The sequence below is a fragment of the Nocardia otitidiscaviarum genome (genome assembly GCF_007362295.1).
Classification (GTDB): domain Bacteria; phylum Actinomycetota; class Actinomycetes; order Mycobacteriales; family Mycobacteriaceae; genus Nocardia; species Nocardia otitidiscaviarum.
The window spans coordinates 476,228-491,784 of sequence record NZ_CP041695.1 but is presented as its reverse complement, the minus strand read 5'-3'; the positions used below and the strand labels follow the sequence as shown (position 1 = coordinate 491,784).

General features: G+C 67.9%; 16 protein-coding genes and 1 tRNA gene. 6 read left to right on the top strand and 11 right to left on the bottom strand.

Going from position 1 to position 15,557, the window contains the following annotated elements; genetic code table 11:
• The first annotated feature begins 234 nt into the window (after positions 1–234).
• On the top strand, positions 235–561 hold the full coding sequence (locus FOH10_RS02015) for a MerR family transcriptional regulator (protein ID WP_244961527.1): 327 nt from the start codon (positions 235–237) through the stop codon (positions 559–561).
• Positions 562–969: 408 nt separating this feature from the next.
• Here the strand turns inward: FOH10_RS02015 and FOH10_RS02010 are convergent, their stop codons facing one another.
• The gene (locus FOH10_RS02010) at positions 970–1,326 is read right to left on the bottom strand and encodes a YbaB/EbfC family nucleoid-associated protein (RefSeq protein ID WP_143979398.1); all 357 of its coding nucleotides are present in this window, start codon (positions 1,324–1,326) and stop codon (positions 970–972) included.
• A gap of 214 nt (positions 1,327–1,540) precedes the next feature.
• Positions 1,541–2,263, bottom strand: coding sequence for a HEAT repeat domain-containing protein (locus FOH10_RS02005; RefSeq protein ID WP_244961524.1), 723 nt, complete (start codon positions 2,261–2,263; stop codon positions 1,541–1,543).
• Positions 2,264–2,735: 472 nt separating this feature from the next.
• Here FOH10_RS02005 and FOH10_RS02000 point away from each other — a divergent pair, with 472 nt between their 5' ends.
• The 4 genes from FOH10_RS02000 to FOH10_RS01980 all read left to right on the top strand — a co-directional run bounded on the left by FOH10_RS02000 (position 2,736) and on the right by FOH10_RS01980 (position 5,279).
• Entirely contained in the window at positions 2,736–2,966 is a 231-nt protein-coding gene (locus FOH10_RS02000; protein WP_143979397.1) for a ribbon-helix-helix domain-containing protein, read from the top strand.
• A complete protein-coding gene (locus tag FOH10_RS01995) occupies positions 2,954–3,385 on the top strand; it encodes a type II toxin-antitoxin system VapC family toxin (protein ID WP_244961522.1) in 432 nt (143 codons plus the stop codon). Before FOH10_RS02000 ends, FOH10_RS01995 begins: the two co-directional genes overlap by 13 nt.
• 137 nt (positions 3,386–3,522) lie before the next feature.
• Complete coding sequence (locus FOH10_RS36195) at positions 3,523–4,095, top strand: LysR family transcriptional regulator (protein ID WP_425326126.1); 573 nt, start codon at positions 3,523–3,525, stop codon at positions 4,093–4,095.
• Positions 4,096–4,895: 800 nt separating this feature from the next.
• Positions 4,896–5,279: a hypothetical protein gene (locus FOH10_RS01980; RefSeq protein WP_221937916.1), complete on the top strand. Its 384-nt coding sequence runs from the start codon at positions 4,896–4,898 to the stop codon at positions 5,277–5,279.
• A 134-nt stretch (positions 5,280–5,413) separates the two neighbouring features.
• On the opposite strand, the gene FOH10_RS01975 is transcribed toward FOH10_RS01980, so the two are convergent.
• The 9 genes from FOH10_RS01975 to FOH10_RS01935 all read right to left on the bottom strand — a co-directional run bounded on the left by FOH10_RS01975 (position 5,414) and on the right by FOH10_RS01935 (position 14,254).
• Positions 5,414–6,535 (bottom strand): DUF3089 domain-containing protein, encoded by a 1,122-nt coding sequence (locus FOH10_RS01975; protein ID WP_244961520.1) that lies wholly within the window; start codon positions 6,533–6,535, stop codon positions 5,414–5,416.
• 339 nt (positions 6,536–6,874) lie between these two features.
• A tRNA-Leu gene (locus FOH10_RS01970) sits at positions 6,875–6,948 on the bottom strand.
• Positions 6,949–7,099: 151 nt separating this feature from the next.
• A complete protein-coding gene (locus FOH10_RS01965) occupies positions 7,100–7,960 on the bottom strand; it encodes a cutinase family protein (RefSeq protein ID WP_143979395.1) in 861 nt (286 codons plus the stop codon).
• 293 nt (positions 7,961–8,253) lie between these two features.
• Positions 8,254–9,717 carry a peptide MFS transporter gene (locus tag FOH10_RS01960; protein ID WP_143979394.1) on the bottom strand — a complete coding sequence of 488 codons (1,464 nt, stop codon included), beginning with the start codon at positions 9,715–9,717 and terminating at the stop codon, positions 8,254–8,256.
• Between the two features lie 118 nt (positions 9,718–9,835).
• A complete protein-coding gene (locus tag FOH10_RS01955) occupies positions 9,836–10,810 on the bottom strand; it encodes a Ppx/GppA phosphatase family protein (RefSeq protein ID WP_143979393.1) in 975 nt (324 codons plus the stop codon).
• A 26-nt stretch (positions 10,811–10,836) separates the two neighbouring features.
• Positions 10,837–11,376, bottom strand: coding sequence for a DUF501 domain-containing protein (locus tag FOH10_RS01950; RefSeq protein WP_143979392.1), 540 nt, complete (start codon positions 11,374–11,376; stop codon positions 10,837–10,839).
• Positions 11,373–11,945 carry an FtsB family cell division protein gene (locus tag FOH10_RS01945; protein WP_143979391.1) on the bottom strand — a complete coding sequence of 191 codons (573 nt, stop codon included), beginning with the start codon at positions 11,943–11,945 and terminating at the stop codon, positions 11,373–11,375. Before FOH10_RS01945 ends, FOH10_RS01950 begins: the two co-directional genes overlap by 4 nt.
• 80 nt (positions 11,946–12,025) lie before the next feature.
• Positions 12,026–13,312: a phosphopyruvate hydratase gene (gene eno / locus FOH10_RS01940; RefSeq protein ID WP_143979390.1), complete on the bottom strand. Its 1,287-nt coding sequence runs from the start codon at positions 13,310–13,312 to the stop codon at positions 12,026–12,028.
• Between the two features lie 180 nt (positions 13,313–13,492).
• The gene (locus FOH10_RS01935) at positions 13,493–14,254 is read right to left on the bottom strand and encodes a lytic transglycosylase domain-containing protein (protein WP_143979389.1); all 762 of its coding nucleotides are present in this window, start codon (positions 14,252–14,254) and stop codon (positions 13,493–13,495) included.
• A 222-nt stretch (positions 14,255–14,476) separates the two neighbouring features.
• Here FOH10_RS01935 and FOH10_RS01930 point away from each other — a divergent pair, with 222 nt between their 5' ends.
• Positions 14,477–15,550 carry a TauD/TfdA family dioxygenase gene (locus tag FOH10_RS01930; protein WP_143979388.1) on the top strand — a complete coding sequence of 358 codons (1,074 nt, stop codon included), beginning with the start codon at positions 14,477–14,479 and terminating at the stop codon, positions 15,548–15,550.
• Positions 15,551–15,557 lie beyond the last annotated feature (7 nt).

Below are 15,557 nucleotides of genomic sequence, written 5' to 3'. Positions count from 1 at the left end.
GACGCGTACGCATGGAGGTGGTGGCCACTGAGTAGTCGAAACCCAGTTGTACGACCCGAGTGCTCTCGGGAGCTGTGTATGCCATCGGCCCTTGGGGGCCGGTGAGCAACTCGACCCTTTCGTATACGTATTTCCCAGGCCCCGGCGCTCAGTGCGCCGGGGCCTCTGGCCGTTGGCAAATTGAGAGGTGCTGTGCAGCAACCGGATATGACTCCCACTCCGGATAGAAGCCGGGTGGACCGACTAGACGACGAGGATTTCCCCGCCTACAGCATGGGTCGCGCCGCCGAGCTCCTCGGTGTGACCCAGGCGTTTCTGCGCTCCCTGGATGGTGCGCGCCTGTTGACCCCGCAACGCTCGGAGGGTGGGCATCGCCGCTACTCGCGCTATCAGTTACGGATCGCCGCGCGGGTGCGTGAGCTGATCGATGCAGGGAACTCCTTGGAGGGCGCCTGCCGGATCGTGATCCTGGAAGATCAGCTCGCGGAGGCGCAGGCGCTCAACGCCACCCTGCAGCACGCCCTCGATACGCACGAAGCCCGCGACTCGGAGCACCCGTAGCCCGTGCGGGCCAACGCAGGCAGCCCGCGGTGAGTGGCCAACGAAAGAGCTCCAGATGGCGCAGACGTCCTGGACGCGCGAACCCGTCTGCTCCTGCTCCACAGGTGTGCCGGCCCTCCGACTTCGATGTCGAAGCCGTGCCCCGGGGTGGCACGTACAGTATCTACAACAATGCGGTCCCGTCATGAGCTGCGAATATCCGTGCCGAACGACCGGACGATCCCGATGCGCATGTGCTGCGGGCGAAAGCGGAAGTATTGTGCGCCTGGAACGCTCGGGGGAGCGCCTACGCGAGTCAGACCTCGGCACGGCAGGTTCCACTGACTCGGCATCGAGTCGCGGAGGCTGTCACGCCGAAACCATTCCACCGCAACGGTTGTCTCATCGTCCCGTGGGTTTCGATTTTGATCACACTGTGCGTGTTATGAGCAGCGGGTTGAGTTCTTCCCACTCCGGCGTGTCCGCTGCGGTGTTCGGGCTGGGGGCTTTCTGATCCAGGAGTCCGGGCGTTTCCAGCAGTTCCGTGTACCGCTTGGCGGCTTCGGTTCGGGCCCGTTCCCGTGCGGCCTCATGGCATGCCATGATGGCCTTCGCCAGTCGCTCGGGTTCCACGGACATGGCGGCCTCTGAGATGTGCAGCTTGGTGATCGTCCCTTCCAGGTCGGTCTCGACTACTACTGCACCGCCGGATGTCTCGGCACGACCCCGGCCCGCTTCGATCGCGCTGTGTAGACGCGCGTTCCGCTGCTCCGATTCGGAACTCATGGTCGACCCCCTGATTGTCGTTCAAGCGCACCCCGTGATCTGTCCGGAGCATCGGCCACCAACTTAGGGGCGCTGAGGTGATAACCGCAATCGATGGGCGGTGCCGTTGCCCGCTTCGAGGGCGCTGCAGCCGGGGCGGGTTTCCACGAAACGGTCGTCCAGTCAGAAGTCGTTGGAAAGGACCAACATTCGGTTCTTCGCACACTGGGCTTGTCTAGGATGGCAGCTTCTCCAAAGCGCGTTTTGCCTGCTTGCGGATGGAGGCATACGGATGGTCCAGCAGTGGTTCGATCAGGTGGCGGACGCCGGTTGCTTTCATCTGGACCAGTGCTTTGATCGCGGCTTCACGCGGACCAGTGCCGAGGTAGCTGACTGCGAGATCGCGTGCTTCCGGTGTTTTGACCTTGCCGAGGTACTCGACGAGCGCGCTCTTGGGGGTGCCCTCCGGCAAGTTGGCGAGCAGGTCGGCGATCTGTGCAAAGTTCTGCTTGGCGGCGATCACCCCCAGGCCGGCGCATGCCCATTCCCGGTGCTGGGTCGGTAGAGGTGGTTGGTGCCGTACCTGGGCGATGAGGAGGTCGATGGCTTGCTGGTTGCCGCGAGCGGCGGGGTCGATGAGGTTGCGGATGAGTCCGGATCGAATGATGGAGCGGTGCTCGGTTTCGGGACCGGGGATTCGGGTCTCGAGGTGGGCGAGCCAGTCGATGAAGATGGGGATGCCCTGTGGGATGGTTCTCGGGCCGTTGGACAGATCGTCGAGGGTGTAGCACGGCACATTCACGGCCGCGAGTTCCTCCATGATCCGTCGGTCGAAACCGTGTTGACCGTGGACGTACCGGGCAGGCACGTTGTTCATCCAATCCGTGCCACCGTTTTCGCTGCCAGCGGGCATGTGTTTGTAGGTGATGGGGGCGTGATCAGGGGTCATCGTTGTCATCCAGTTCTTTTCGCAACAGCTGGATCTGGCCGGTTCGGATCTTGTCTGCGATTACAGGGTCGTCGATCTGTGTCCGGTGATCGGGTTGCGTCGCCATGCGTGGCGGTTACGACGGACGGCCGCCGCCACACAATGGGGCATGGCTACAGCGGAACGATAGGCCGTATGCACGGTCCAGGCGCGCGGGCCTGGACGGGAAGGCCATTCGGCCTGTCGCTCGGTCCGCCTTCGCAGCCAGCAGTCGATGACCCGGCTTGTCGCCACTTCGACTACCCCAACGACGCCAATCCACGCCGACGTCAGCGGAAATCAGCAGTTCATGGGGTTGGGTTGTGTCCATGCTGTACGTGCCCCCGGTCGGGCACGTACAGCACCTACAACAAACCGGGCGCGCGGTGAACTGCGGACTTTCGCTGTTTTCCACGTGAGGCGGCCTCAGCGCCACTAACATTTGTAGGTATGCTGGCATACCATGAAGCGGACAACCGTGAAGCTACCCGACGAGCTTGACGAGCGCCTGCGCCACGAGGCGGCGCGGCGCGGTATCACGGTCGCCGAGCTGACGCGCGAGGCGATCACCCAGTATCTTTGCGCACCCACCGGTGCGCGGCGACGGTTCGGCGCGGCAGCGGCGGGCCGCAGCGGGCGCTCGGATGTGTCGGCCCGGATCGATGAAATCCTCAGCCGAGAGTGGGATCGATAAGCGCCCTGATCGTCGACGCCGGGCCGTTGTACGCCTACGTCGACGCCGACGACGCACACCACGAAGCCTGCCTCGAGCTGCTCCAAACACACCACGGCCCCCTCGTCGTCCCGACCCTCGTCATCACCGAAGCCGCCTACCTCATCGCTACCCGACTCGGAACCGAAGCCGAGGTGCGCTTCCTCGGAGACTTGGCCGAGGGCCTGTTCGTGATCGAGCCCGTCCACGCGGCGGATTGGCTCCGCATCGCCGAACTCGTCGCGAAATACCGAGACCTGCCACTGGGAACTGCTGACGCCTCGGTAATCGCCGCAGCCGAACGCCGGAACCTGACCTACATCGCCACCACGGATCGACGCCATTTCTCCGTGGTCCGACCGCGTCACGTCGACGCCTTCACCCTGTTGCCCTCCCGCTGAGCCACACCGCGATTCGAGCCGTTGCGGTCTTTCCGATCGCACCCGATCGGCGCTCCGTCGGACTGTCCGATGCGCCGACCCCTCTGCCTACCGCGCCGGACGCGATCGAATTGCGCCACCTGCGGGCATTCGTCACGGTGACCGAGGAGCTCAACTTCGGCCGGGCCGCCGCCCGGCTATACGTTTCACAGCCGGCCCTGATCCGCCAGATTCGCGCGCTGGAACGACTCGTCGGCTGTGATCTGTTGCGCCGCACCACCCATCAGGTGGAACTCACCCTGGCGGGCGAGGCGCTACTGGACCGAGCCCGCCGCATCCTCGAGGGCGTGGACGAGGCGGTGCTGGCGACACGAGCGGTCAGTGGCGAACTACTGGCTCGAATCACCCGCAACTGGGAGCTGTTCGGGACAGCCGACGCCGAACTGCACTCCATGCGTACGGCATACGAGGATCTGCACGCGCAATTCCCTCCACCGCAGGACATCTCGATCCGGCCGATCACCGTCGGCGGGGTGTCGAGCTTGCCTTCCTGCCCGAAGCCGCCGATGCCCTCCGCGCCGCAGGTCGCTTCATCCAAGACCACACCGCCGCCACTCACGCCCACTCTCGTATTCGCCCCGGTGCGTAGGCTGCGCTGTGCCCCGGTGGGGCACGTACAGCATCTACAACAACGCGGACCCGTCGCGAACTGCGAATTTCCGCCGATATGAAGGTAGTTCGGGGTTCATCGCCGATCGTCACGGTGATCGGTCGACCACCGTCGATGGCCTACGGTGACGGCCCACCAGAGTGTCTCGATGGGAAGCGCGAGGAGGCGATCACCGAACGACAGGGAGTGCTGTCCGGAGTAGTCGCCGACGCCGCCGGTGCCATCGTGTGGCAGGTGAGCGTGGACTCCACCATCGCCCGCGCACCGTCACGCCGCCGACGCACGCCACGACGGCCCCGCCCAGGCCGAACCGCCCGGCGGGATCGAGGTCGAGCCCGCCGATCACGCCCTCGGCCGCTCCCGGGGCGGTTGGACCACCAAAACCCATCTGGCCTGTGAGCAGGGTCGCAAGGTGCTATCGATCGTGATCACTGCCGGTCAGCGCGGTGACAGTCCGCAGTTCACGGCCGTGCTCGACGGTATCGCGGTGCCCCGCCTCGGCAACGGCCGCCCGCGTACCCGGCCCGAGCGGGTGCGTGCAGTTCGGCCGCCAACCGCGCGCACCTGCGCCGCCGTGGGATCAAGGCGACGATCCCGATCAAGGCCGACCAGGCCGCCAACCGCAAGAAGAAGGGCTCCGCCGGTGGACTACCACCAGCCTTCGACGCCGAGGACTACAAGCTGCGTCACGCCGTGGAATGCGGTATCGGCCAGTTGAAGGAAAACCGGGCGGTGGCAACCAGATTCGACAAACTCGCCGTCCGCTGCCAGGCCACCGTCCGTATTGCAGCCATCAACCAATGGCTACGACACGGGTGAGGGCGGGCCGAATGGATCGCGCGGGGCACGTAGTCTCGCGCGGTGCACTCTCATCTGAGCTTTGAGAACCCTCCTGCGCTGCCTCACGAAGTCGTGGTCGAGACGTTGGAGCGGGCTTTGCGTGACTGCACGGCCGAAGGGGAGGCCGCGAGTGTCCTGGTCGGAAGCGCGTTGAACGACGACGACGTTGAGTTCGTCGAACACTGGTGCGTGCAGGTTGGGACACGGGCTGTGCCGGGTAGTCCGTTGCTTGGGCTGGCCGGTCTGTGCCTGGGACACGCCGCTCGGCGTTTCGGGCGTCTCAGCGATGAAGCCCTCGCACTGGCGAAGTCGCTGGCCGCGCGTGCCGAGGCCGACCCGTCGGACGTGGACAGTCGGGCCGTCGACGGGTATGACGACATCCGAAGCTACCTACACCTGTGGTGAGACGCCGCCGGTGCGGCCAGGCGGCGTTGCCTGCTGCGGCACCAAGCCGTGTGTGGCTACGACACGACTGAGAGCGGACACCCACCCACTTTCAAAACGCAGCCTAGTCGCGATTGGTCGCGGCGTTGCCGGGATCAGTTGCCGCCGACGTGCTCTCGACTCAACCAAACCCGCGTCTGGGTGGAGACGAGATGCAGCAGGTCTTGCTGGACGATATTCATGTCGAAGGCGTGCAGGCCCCAGTTCGCGTTGGGGATGACCGGCAATGCTGTGGCGGGCGGAACGCCGTTGCCGCCGCCCTCGATCATCAGGACGCGGGCCCCGTCGGTGGTGCAGTGGCCCCTGTATCCGGTCACTGCCTGCCCATTGATCATGCTGTGCAGGTCCGCGTCGGCACCGGAGGCCAGGTCGGCAGGATTGGTGCACAACACCTCGTACCCCGGCCCGTAGGGGAGGCCCCCACGAGTGAGGAGAGTGTCCGGAGCGGCCGGCACAATACCGAATTTGGTGTTCGGCGGCGGGCTACCGGCAAATGTCGACCACGCCATCACGCAGCCGATCTGGTCATCGTGGGTGCATGCGGGGACCGAGGAGAAATCACCACTGGCCGTTTCACCCACGGCGACAAGCACATCGGCCCCGGGGATGATCGCGGACACCAACTGACGTTGTTGCGGCGTGCCGTCGATGCGGTTACGGATCAAGGTGCGCAGCAGGATCGAACCCTGCGAATGCCCGATCAGCACTACGCCGCGCCCGTGGTTGTAGTGGGCCATGTAGTCGTCCCATGCGGCCTCGACGCTGTCGTAGGCGATATCCATGGCGTGAGCCTGCTCGGCGGTCGAGGCGGCCAGGCCGGCTATCGTGCGCTGCCGGTACGTCGGCGCCCAGATATCGCATCGGCCGTCGAAGGGCGCGACCTGGGCGCCGGCGGCGATCGCCGCGGTGGGCTCGACGGTCGGTTCGGCATTGATCGACGGCTGCAGCGAACTCGACGGATAGACGTAGAAGCAGTCGATCGGTGCGCCCGTGCCTTCGCCGCAGGGGTCGCCGACCTGGCCCGGTCGGCACAACCACACGGTCCCGGCGTTGTCGGCATGGGCCGGACCCGCGGCGAGCACACCGCTCGCCGCGACCAGCATCGCGGCGACGGTGCGGCCGATGAGACGCAGGCTGGCTCGGATCCGGTGACCGTCCCGGCGGCACGGGCGGCGGCCATGGCCGGTCCGCTGTCGGAAATGGTTGCTCAACAACATGATCAAAACCCCTGCCGGTTCGTGACGCGGCTCGGAAGCCATTGTTGGTTCAGATACATGACCAACAGCATGGGCAAAGGCATCGCCCGGTGTATTGGACAAATGTCCTCTTAGGGCAACGTCGTGCCCTCGGGACGTCGGCGACGTACTCGGCGAGAGCCGCCGACTTCAGGATTCCGGGGCCTTGCCGCAATGGTGTTCCCTGGGTTTCTCGGAGCCGGGTTGCTGGACTTCATGCCACGATGGTTGTGTTCTCGAACTCTATCGGGGTTCGCATGCCGAGGCTGCGGACCTGCGACGAGCCGAGACATCCGGAGTCGCCGTCCGTAGCCATGTATGTGCCCCCGGTCGGGCTCGAACCGACACTGGGCGGATTTTAAGTCCGCTGCCTCTGCCAATTGGGCTACGGGGGCGCGGGGGTCAGCCTACCGAGCCGTACGGTTGTGCCGGAATCTTCTGGGGGTGGATTCGGGTGGGTGTCACAGGTGCGCCGCGGGGGATGGCCCGGGATGCGGTGGTCGGGCCGGGTACCGGCTGGTTGGAGCTGGTACCCGGCCCGGAGGGTCAGGCGGTGCGGGCGATGCCCGCGAGCCAGTTGCGGAGCCAGGAGGTGGCGGTGGTGCCGTTGGCGTCCACCACGTAGCCGGGGTAGGACTGGTGGACGCCGGAGCGGTAGAACTCCTCCACCTGGCGGGCCCACTGCTCGCTGGCGGGGTCGTCGGCGGGGGCGGTGAGGATGGCGTTCCAGCCGGGGGTGAGGGCCTCGCCGAGGATGGCTTGGAGGGTGAGGGCGTAGTTGCCGAACTGGAGGGGGTCGGGGGCGGAGAGTTGGGTGAGGAAGCCGGCGAAGCGGCCCGCCAGGTCGTCGGTGGGGACCGAGCAGTAGAGATCGCCTGCGGCGCAGATGGTTCGGACCTTGGGGGCGAGCCAGCCGAAGCCGCCTACGCGCGCGCCGCCCGCACCGGCGCCGGGGACGGGCGGGCCGACCAGGATGTCGGTGGGTGAGCGGCGGGGGTCGGAGAGCAGGCCGACGGCGACCACCCGGTCGGGCGGGACCACGCCGAGGCCGGTGCCGATCTCGGCGGCCAGATCACCGGCGGCGTCCGCACCCTGGCTGTAGCCGACCAGGGCGAAACGTGTTGCGCCGCAGCGGGCCGCCATATCGGCGATCAGGCCGCGGGCGGCGTTGACGGCCTCGCGCTTGGAGCGGCCGTAGACCTCGCCCTCCCAAGGCAGGGCGGTGGCCGCGTAGCTGACGTAGTCGGTGCGCACGCTGCCGGGCAGACCATTGGTCACCAGGGACAACATGCCCTGTTTCGGATCGTCCCGGGAGGTCTCCCAGGTGCCTGGCACCGCCACCACGTTCAGGGCGGGGCAATCACCCGGCGCGGCGTCCGCGCGGGGTGCGCCGGTCGCCCACACCATGCCCGCCGCCACCGCGGCCGCGACGGCGACACCGGCCAGACGAATAGCTCGCGTTCCACGCCGAAGCCCAGTTGCTCGCAACGACAAGGCCACACTCCTTGCTCGGTTCTCCGCACGCAGCGGATCATCATCCACACCGCGTGGATCGCGACGCTGCGGAAATCCACGCCCAGCCGACGGCCGAAACGACCGTAGCGAACTTCAGGCTTTCCGCGAAAGTGCTTTGCGAAGGTATTAACAATCCGTTTGGCCGGAGGTGACGACAGCGGCCGTCACCTCCGGAGCCGGATCGGTCAGTGCACGCCCTCCATGAGGCGGCTCACCCGGGGCGCGATGAACCAGACGGCCACACCCACGGCGATGGTCACCAGGCCGGTGATGCCGAAGTAGGCCAGTTCGTGCGCGGGGTCGTAGTACTTCGACAGCACGCCGGACATGGAGGTGCCCATACCCACCGAGAAGAAGTACAGGGCCATCATCTGCGCGCGGAAGGCGTTCGGGGCCAGCTTCGTCGTCACCGACAGGCCGATGGGCGAGAGCATCAGCTCGGAGACGGCGAACGCGCCCAGTACCACGAAGACGAACAGGATCGGCACGGACTTGCCCTCGGTTCCGGAGAACACGGTGAAGAGCATGAAGGCCGCGCCCATCCCGATCACGCCGATGGCGAACTTGCGCGGCGTACTCGGCGCGCGGTTCCCCAGCCTCGTCCACATGATGGCGAACAGCGGCGACAGCGCGATGATCCACACCGGCTCCATGGAGCCGATCCAGTTCGACGGCGCGGTCCAGCCGAAGACATTCCAGTCGATGCGTTCGTCGGAGTACACCGCCAGCACGGTGAAGATCTGCTGGAACAGCGACCAGAACACCGCGTTCGCGATGAACAGGGGAATATAGGCCCGCACCCGCACCCGCTCGATGGGCTCCACCTTGGCGCTGGTGAGCATGATGACGAAGTAGGCGATGGAGGCCAGCACGATCACCCCGGTGGTGACGTCGGGCAGATTCTCCAGGGTGAGCAGCCCGGTCACCCACGCGAGCACCACCACCACGCCGAAACCGGCCACCGCGGCGACCGTGCGCGGAATCTCGGGGCGCGGCAGCGGGTTCGGCACCTCGCGGCCGTGGTCGCCGAGATTGCGGCGGAACACCACGTACTGCGTCAGCCCCAGCGCCATGCCGATGGCGGCCGCGCCGAAGCCGTAGTGGAAGCCGACATGCGATTGCAGCAGGCCGGTGATGAGCGGACCGGCAAAGGCGCCCAGGTTGATGCCCAGATAGAACAGGGTGAACCCGCCGTCCGCGCGGGCGTCACCCTTGGCGTACAGGGTGCCCAGCAGCGAGGAGGCATTGGCCTTGAGCGCACCGGAACCGAGCGCCACCAGCACCAGGCCGACCGCGACGCCCGCCAGGTCCGGAATGATCGCCAGCGCGATATGACCCGCCATGACGACCACGCCGCCGTAGAAGACGGTGCGCTCCATGCCGAGCACCCGGTCGGCGAGCCAGCCGCCCAGCACCGTGGAGAGATAGACGAGACCGTCGTACGCCCCGACGATGCCGGTGGCGGTGGCCTGCGGCATGGCGAGACCACCCTCGGTGGTCGAGTAGTACAGGTAGTAGCCCAGGATCGTGAGCATGCCGTAGAACGAGAAACGTTCCCAGAGCTCCACGCCGAACAGATTCGCGAGGCCGATGGGGTGCCCGAACAGGGTGCGTTCGGCCCCCTCCTTCGCGAGAGGTGTAGCTGTCATGTGCGTCACCCTCCCATATTGGGCAATTGAACAGCAACATCGGGGACGCACTCCCGTCACCGCTTGTTCAACCGCACAAACGGGCCGTGACCTGGGTTGTCGCGGCCATGCGCCGATCCTATCGCCGGGGTGCGACCGACAGCGCGATGCCGTCCAGGATGTCGTGCTCGCTGACGATCAGCGCGCCGATTCCGGCGCGGCGCGCCAGCTCGTCCGCCAGCACCTCGGTGATCACCGCACCGCCGCCGATGACGTCCACCCGGCCCGGATGCATGGGGCCCAGCGCCGCTCGCTCGTCGTGCGTCATCCCGATCAGCCGATCGCAGACGGCCCGCACCTGCGGCAGGGTCAGGCGCGTGAGATGCACCTTCTCCGAATCGTATTCGGGCAGGTCGAGGGCGACGGCCGCCAGCGTGGTCATGGTCCCGGCCACCCCGACCCAGGTGCGGGCGCGCTCCACCGGCACCACGCCGAACGCCTGCGCCAACCGTTCGGAGGCGAAGAACCGCCCGGACGCCACCTCTTCCGGCGTCGGCGGGTCGCCGCGCAGGCAGCGTTCAGTGATCCGCACACAACCGATATCGGCCGAATAGGCCGCCTGCACACCGGAACTGTCGCCCAGCACCACTTCGGTGGATCCGCCGCCGAGGTCGACCACCACGAAAGGCCCGTCGGCACTGGACAATTCGCCAACGGCCCCGGCGAAGGACAGCCGCGCCTCCTCGTCCCCGGTGATCACCTCGGCCTGCGCACCCGGCACCACGCGCCCGAGTTCCTCGCGGGTCATGGCGAAGAAGTCCTCGCGGTTGCTCGCATCGCGGGTGGCGGAGGTGGCGACCATGCGGACCCGCGAGACCCCGGCGTCGAGCATGAGATCCACGTAGTCGTGCAGGGCGGCGCGGGTGCGCTCGATGGCCTCGGGATGCAGCGAGCCGGTCGCGTCCACGCCCTGCCCGAGCCGAACGATGCGCATCTCCCGGTGTACATCGGTCAGATGCGGCGTCGCCGACGCCTCCCCGGCCGGGGCGACATCGGCGATCAGTAGTCGGATGGAATTGGTGCCGCAGTCGACGGCGGCGATCCGGTCGGTCATGAGCTACTCCTCGAATACTCCTCCGGCTACTCCGCGGCGGCCGAATCGGTCCCGTACGCTTCGTATTTCGGCCAGTCCGCGGGAATCGCGGTGCCGCGCAGGCCGTGGTCGGCGGCCAGCGCCACCGCTTCGTCGCCGAGCGGATTCACTCCCGGCCCCTTGGCCAGCGAGTGCGCGATCAGCACGTGCAGGCACTTCACCCGATCGGGCATGCCGCCACCGGCGAAATCGGTGCCCAGCGATTCGATGGCGTCGCGTTCGGCGAGATAACCCTCGTAGGCCGCGCGGTAGGCGGCGACCAGTTCGGTGTCGCGTCCCAGCCGCTCGGTCATCTCGCGCATGAGTCCGGTGGTCTCCAACCGGCTGGCCTCGGCGGTGAGCCGCGGATCGGTCAGATAGAACAGCGTCGGGAACGGGGTGCCGTCGGGCAGCTTGGGCGCGGTCTTCACGACGGCGGGCACGCCGTCGGGGGTGCGGTAGGCGATGGCGAGCACCCCGCGCGGGGCGCGCCCCAGCTGCTCGGCGACGATCTCGAGATCCCGGTCGGTGGGCTCTTCGTACGTCACCCGGGTGCTCCTTCCTGCGTGGGTGTGGGCTGCGGCTCGGAGATACTGCGCCACAGCTCGGTGTACCAGGGGTCGGGTTCCCGCGGCTTGCTGGTCGGGCTCGGCACCGCGGGTTGTTCGATACCGGGCACCTGCACGATGTAGGGGGTTTCGCCGGGCATCACCAGCCGCAGCCGGTCTCGTGCCTCGGCCCGGGTGTAGGCCGGATCCTGTTGCTGCGCACGGCGATCGCGCAGCTCCGCCACCTCGGCCTCCAGCTGTGCCCGCTCGGCGGCGAGCTGCTGGGCCTCGGCGCGCTGGGTGAAATAGGTGCGCAGCGGCACCGCGAGGGTGAGGGCCAGAGCGGCGACCACCGCGGCCAGCAGCACCGCCCGCCCGGTGGACAGGCCGAGGATCTTGTGTTCGGACCGTGCGGGTTTCGCGGATTTGGCGGCGCGCCGGGCGGCGGCCCGCGCTCCGGCGGTGGTGCGGCCCTTGCCGCTGGCCGCCGGCCGCGATCTGGCGGATCGCGACGAGCGGCGGTCCCCGCGTCCGGCCGGACTGGTACCGCGCGCTCGCCGCTCCGTCATCTCACACCTCGAAACTCAGCCGATTCGACACCCGGGGGGCCGTGCGACCCCCGGGCTACCGATTTCCCGAGCCCGATTATTCAGCCTTCGAACGCGAAACGCGGGAAGGCGACGTCACCGGCGTAGCGCGCCGAGTCGCCCAGGGCGTCCTCGATGCGCAGCAGCTGGTTGTACTTGGCCACGCGCTCCGAGCGGGCCGGCGCGCCGGTCTTGATCTGACCGGAGCCGACGGCCACGGCCAGATCGGCGATGGTGGTGTCCTCGGTCTCACCGGACCGGTGGCTCATCATGGTCTTGTAGCCGTTGCGGTGCGCCAGGTCCACGGCGTCCAGGGTCTCGGTCAGGGTGCCGATCTGGTTGACCTTCACCAGCAGCGCGTTGGCGGCGCCCTTGGCGATGCCCTCCTCCAGGCGCTCCGGGTTGGTGACGAACAGGTCGTCGCCGACCAGCTGCACCTTGTCGCCGATGGCGTCGGTCAGCGCGACCCAGCCGTCCCAGTCGTCCTCGGACAGCGGGTCCTCGATGGAGACGATCGGGTAGGCCGACAGCAGTTCGCTGTAGAACTCGTTCATCTGGGCGGCGGTGCGCACGCTGCCCTCGAACTTGTATCCCTCACCGGCGGTGTAGAACTCGGTGGCGGCCACGTCCAGGGCCAGCGCCACATCGGTGCCGAGCTTGTAGCCCGCCTTCTCGATGGCGGAGGCGATGAGGTCCAGCGCGGCGCGGGTGCCCGCGACGTCGGGGGCGAAACCGCCCTCGTCGCCCAGACCGGTGGACAGGCCCTGCGACTTCAGCACCGACTTGAGCGAGTGGTAGACCTCCGCACCCCAGCGCAGCGACTCCTTGAAGGTCGGCGCGCCGATCGGGGCGATCATGAATTCCTGCACGTCCACGCCGGTGTCGGCGTGCGCGCCACCGTTCACGATGTTCATCATGGGCACCGGCAGCACGTGGGCGTTGGGGCCGCCGACGTAGCGGAACAGCTCCAGGCCGGAGGATTCGGCGGCGGCGCGGGCCACCGCCAGCGACACGCCCAGCAGGGCGTTCGCGCCCAGGCGCGACTTGTCGGGGGTGCCGTCCAGGTCCAGCAGGGTCTGATCGACGGTGCGCTGCTCGACCGCGTCCAGGCCGATCACGGCCGGGGCGATCTCGTCCAGCACGCCCTCGACGGCCTTCTGCACGCCCTTGCCCTGGTAGCGGTCTCCGCCGTCGCGGAGTTCGACGGCCTCGTGCTCGCCGGTCGACGCGCCGGACGGCACCGCCGCCCGGGTGAGGGTGCCGTCGTCGAGAGCGATCTCGACCTCGACGGTGGGGTTACCACGAGAATCCAGGATCTCGCGAGCTCCGACCTGTTCGATGATGGCCACGAAACGACACTCCTTCGGCTGCTTGCTCGGCAGGTCGCACGGCATTCCCGTGCGGTGCCGAGCCTAACGCAAGGATGCCCGGCCGCTCGCCCGGCCAGCCGGTCCGCACGACCGGCGCAAGCGGACCGCGGCCGGTGACCGGTGGTTTCCGCCGGACGCGGTCGGCCCGGCGGACCGCGCTCAGGCTCTGCGCCCCACGCTGTAGGCCGCCGCGCGGTCGCGCACAGTGTCCATGTAGACGTTGGACTGGTTGTAGGTGAGCAGCGCCCGCTGCCAGCCCTCGGGGCCGGTGAGGTCGCCGCCGCTGGCGCACAGGTAGCGGGCGGCGGTCAGGGCCGCGTCGTCGATGCTGTCCGGATCGGCGATACCGTCGCCGTTGGCGTCCACGCCCCAGCGCTGCCAGGTCTCCGGGATGAACTGCATCGGGCCGAGGGCGCGGTCGTAGACGGTGTCACCGTCGAGCCGGCCGCCGTCGGTGTCCTCGATGCGCGCGACGCCGGGCGAACCGTCCAGGGGGATCCCGCGAATCGGCGGCGACACGGTGCCGTCCGCGGCGACATCGGCGCCGCGGTGGGTGCCGTGCCGACTCTCGACGCTCGCGATGCCCGCGATGGTGGTCCAGGCGATGCCGCAGTCCGGCCGGGCGCGCGCCATGACGGCGGCGGCGTACCCGTAGGCCTCCAGCGACACCACCGGAATGCCCAGGACGCCGGACTGTTCCTCGGCCCAGCCGCGCAACTGCGCTGCGGTGCGGCCGGGCGCGTCGATGTCGATGACGGGCAGCGGCGCACCCGGACCGGGCGGGATACCCTCCGGAATGGGCGTGAGATCCACTGCCCCGCAACCGGTTAGCAGCACGAGGGCGCACGCCGTGCCCAGCAGGCCGGCGCGGGAGATGACGGCGCCAGCGCCGGCCTTCACGAAACGCACGTTATTCATCATCCAGACGAAGCGGTGCGTCGGCCACGATGCGCCGATGCGCCCGTGCCGAATCGGCGGAATCCGGGGCGCTGGCAATCTTTCAGCACTACCCTTCCATGCCAACCCGCTATTTCTCTGCGACACGCCGGACGGGAAACACAGGCTAGCCTAACCTCATTAAGCCGTGTACTTTTCACCATCGAACGTCCGCGCACCAACGATGCGAAGAAGGGACAACCCTCGGTGAAAAGCGTTCTCTTCGAACGTAACTCGCTTCACCCCGCCGAACTCGAACGACGCGCGCTGCCCGCGGCGGCGTCACGGTCCATCCGCGACCTCGCCCATGAGATCGCCGTCACACTCGGACACGATCCGGCGATATCCACCACCCTCGCACATACGACGCTGATCCACACGATCGATTCCCGCTACCGGGAACTGCCCGACGCCGTACACGAGGCCATGCGCGCACCCGCCACCGCGGCGGGTGTCACCATCATCGGCGACCTGCCCGTGGCCGACGCCGAACTCGGCCCCACCCCCATCGACTGGCGGCAGGCGGCGGCCTGGGCTGGCGATCCCGTCCGCTGCGCCGCCTCCTTCGAACTCGACATCGCCATGCTGCTGCTGGCGCGCTGTGCCGGTGAGCCGTTCGGCTGGCAAGGCCAGCAGGCGGGACGGCTGGTCAACAACATCGTGCCCAGTCCGGGCCACGAGCAGGAGCAGACCGGGGCCAGCAGCACCACCCTGCTCGCCCCGCACACCGAGGACGCCTTCCACCCGGAGCGCGCGAACCTGCTCATGCTCGGCTGCCTGCGCAACCCGGACCGGGTCGGCACCACGGTGTCGTCGGTGCGGCGGGTGCGGCTGGAGTCCTGGCAGCGGGCACGACTGGAACGGGCGCTGCTGCCCATCCATCCGGATCTGTCCTACGGCAGCGAATTTCCCGCCAGCCCCGCGCCCGCCGTGGCCACACTGGGCAGTGACGCGGACGCGCTCACCCTGCGCTTCGATCCCGCCTACACCCCGCTCGACGAGGCGGACGCCGAATTCCGGGCCGCCTACGATCATTTGGCGCTGGAGCTCGAAAGGGTGTGCATCACCGCGGCTTTGACCCCGGGAGAACTGCTGCTGGTGGACAATGACGTTGTGGTGCACGGCCGGGTGCCCTTCAAACCCCGGTACGACGGCACCGACCGCTGGCTCAAGCGGGTGAACATCCGACTGCCCGGGCGGCATCGCGCCGAGGCCGAGAGCACCGAGAACGGGTACGGCCAGCGCACGGTGTCGCCGTTCCGCAACGACCCGAGGAATTAGCAGGTGA